3 protein-coding genes are annotated in these 2,715 nt (G+C 61.5%); all 3 read left to right on the forward strand.

All coding sequences use genetic code 11. From position 1 onward, the window contains the following. Window positions 1-1,174, forward strand: a 1,174-nt coding sequence (locus A3A5_RS44855; protein ID WP_232431368.1) for a hypothetical protein, incomplete at its 5' end; no start/stop codon positions are given. Between the two features lie 422 nt (window positions 1,175-1,596). Continuing rightward, the gene (locus A3A5_RS0116745) at window positions 1,597-1,860 is read left to right on the forward strand and encodes a hypothetical protein (protein ID WP_018311698.1); all 264 of its coding nucleotides are present in this window, start codon (window positions 1,597-1,599) and stop codon (window positions 1,858-1,860) included. A 68-nt stretch (window positions 1,861-1,928) separates the two neighbouring features. Further along, window positions 1,929-2,501, forward strand: a complete 573-nt coding sequence (locus A3A5_RS0116750; RefSeq protein ID WP_018311699.1) for a hypothetical protein — start codon at window positions 1,929-1,931, stop codon at window positions 2,499-2,501. The last annotated feature ends 214 nt before the right edge of the window (window positions 2,502-2,715 follow it).

Below are 2,715 nucleotides of genomic sequence, written 5' to 3' on the forward strand. Positions count from 1 at the left end.
CAAGCACGTCAATAACCATGGTTGCCCCGGGGTGGCACAGATGACCAACATACTATCGGTAGAGGGCTTGGGAGACAACCGGATAAGCATGCGTCGATCGATTTCATTTTCGGATCGGCGGCGTAGTGGGAAGTTGGCAAGAATGCCCGCGACTTCGGCGAGCGCGGCGCGCATCCGGCGCGAGACGACGTGCGAGACAGCGCCATCGACGCATGTCGAAGGCTTACCAGTCGTGGTCCGCTCCTGTAAGCGGGCAACTGATGCAGACTCTTGGAAAACCACCGGCCTGAACACCGTGACGAATCAGCTCGACCTCTTCGAACACAGCCGCGACGTCATGCTACGCAATGACGTGCTGGCGGCGCTTGAGCAACGCAATGCCACCGCCGGACGTGAGGCGCTGCTTCGGCTGACCTCGGAATATCCGATCGACGCGCTCGCGCCGACCCTCGAGATACTGGTCGAGGTTCTTGAGCGTCCTGTTCGGGGGGCCATGACAAATCATGCGGTACTGCGCGACACGTGCGAGGCATGGTCTTCGCGGATCGTGCCGGCGGCGCGCCGTGCATTTGGCGATGCCGGCGGCACGGCCTGGTGCGTGCCGCTGTGGCGTGCCCTCGCGCAAGCCGCCTCCCATCTGCCGTTTCGCCGCGACATGCCGGAATCGCATACCGTGCCACTATGGATCCGTGCGGCGGCGTGGCCTTCGGCACGCGAGAGCATCGCACGGATCGAGTCGTGGCGACGCATCCCCACGACGCTCGCCTGGATGGCGGAAACGGTCTACCGGCTTCAGGGGCTTGAATCGGCGTGGCCGCTGCTGGCCGAGCTCGCCTGGCTGTCGCCGAAGCGGCTTGGCGGGTTGATGCAAGGGCTCGGTGATTCGTCGTTGCTGGCGCTGCGCCGGGTATTTGACGCAAATTTCGATGGTGACGGGACGCTCGATGATCTCGCCTGGTTCCCGGCGTGGGCATTGACGGAAAAGCCTGGGCTTGCCACATTTCTGCGCGCGGCCGAATCCTCGACGCGCTCGTTGCCCGAACAGGGGATGCGGATCATGCTCGAAATGTTGAGCCTTGAACGCGAAGGCCGGCAGCATGAACTTCTCGAACGACGAAAGACCTTGCGCGACCTGCACCCAGGGCTCTTCAGTGCCTACATCCATACGCGATAGCGGCGTCACGCCCGGCATTGCCCATACAATCGTGGTTGGCTCGGCGCAGAGGACGAGTTTTCTTTACGGATCAAATACTTAAGCAAACTTTGGCGAAAATTTCACGAATTCCGGCCGACCCTCTTCTGGAAGCGTACGTTATCATGCAACGCAACCGGGCAACGGAAGCGACGACGGCCCCGTGCGAACGATCCAGGTGGCTGGCTGACGCCTTGGCGAGCTTGGCCTCCCTGAGGCCAGACGCCGTGCATTGATTACGACAGGAGGTAACGGGTGGAGTCTCGTCGAACCACAAATACTGCGCTCCGCAAACGCCCACCCCACAAGGTCTTCGCCGATCCTGGCGTACTTTCGCCCCCGATCCGGCGCCCGCCGACATGGCGGCTGTCAGCGCAAACTGATTCATCGCACAGGACTTCAGGATGAACATGCTGAAACGTCGCCTCGCCGCGACAGACGACAAGCTGCAGGAGATCAAGACAGCCCGCAAGGCAGCCGCCAAGGCACAGCGCCAGCAGGTCAAGCAAACGCGCGCGGATCGCGAGCGAAAGATCATGCTGGCCGGCGAGGCGTTGCTGCGCCGTGTCGACCGCGGCGAGTGGGATGTTGCGGATTTCCGCGGGATGATGGACGAGTTCCTGTTCCGTCCGGCAGATCGCGCGCTGTTCGATCTCGACGACGAGTAGCCATTGATGTTCGACGCCGATGAGCAGCAGGAGCGGCGAATTTTTATCCTCACGACGAAGGAATCCTGATGCTGCCCACGCTACGCATGAACCGGAATTTTGTCGAGGCCCTGCTGGCCGAGCGAGCGCCTTGCTTTGCCATGGGGCTCGTGGCCGAGGGCCAAACGCGCTATGTCTGCCTGGCACTGCGTCCCGTCGACGATATTCCACAAGACCTCACGCGCGGTGGCTTCAACTTCGGGCATTCGGTACGCGGTACCGACGACTTCGAGGTCGTGCATTTCGGCTTTGAGTTTTACGGCTATCGAAGCTTCAACGCCCTGATCAATCCGGGCAATGCGATCGCCAGGACGATCCTGTCGCCCATGATCGAGACGAAGGCGTTTTTCTTCTTTGCGGTCAATCCGTCGGGTGGCGTGACGGCATTCAAGGCTGACATCGGCGAGTGCAGCCAGGACGGTATCGTGTCCAATCTCGAGCGCATCATGCGCTCGACCACGACCGATGCCCAGTACGATGCGGCGCTGACGGCCTTCAGCGACCATCCGGATCCGGTCGGGCCGATGCTACATTGGGTCTGTCGAGACTGTCAGGATGGGCTCGATCTGTTCGACAATCTCATCGAACTGCGGCCCGCGTGATGGTCCGTCCGATGTACCTGCACGGCGATGAAATCCAGCGCCAGACAGATGCGGCAGGCTTTTGGCGCGCGTCACGCCCCAAGCAAACAAGCCGATTGACGCTCTCAATGTCGTGATGCCGGTCTCGTCACTTCATCGAACCCTGGCACCCGGCTTATGCGTGTGGAGCGCGCCAGGTCAGCGCGGCAACCATTCAATACCCATAGACGCTACC

Source organism: Cupriavidus sp. UYPR2.512 (assembly GCF_000379565.1).
Classification (GTDB): Bacteria; Pseudomonadota; Gammaproteobacteria; order Burkholderiales; family Burkholderiaceae; genus Cupriavidus.

What these genes read in the sequence shown, in the direction of transcription:
- A3A5_RS0116745 (WP_018311698.1), top strand. Translation starts at nt 1,597, where the DNA reads ATGAACATGCTGAAACGTCGCCTCGCCGCGACAGACGACAAGCTGCAG.
- A3A5_RS0116750 (WP_018311699.1), top strand. Translation starts at nt 1,929, where the DNA reads ATGCTGCCCACGCTACGCATGAACCGGAATTTTGTCGAGGCCCTGCTG.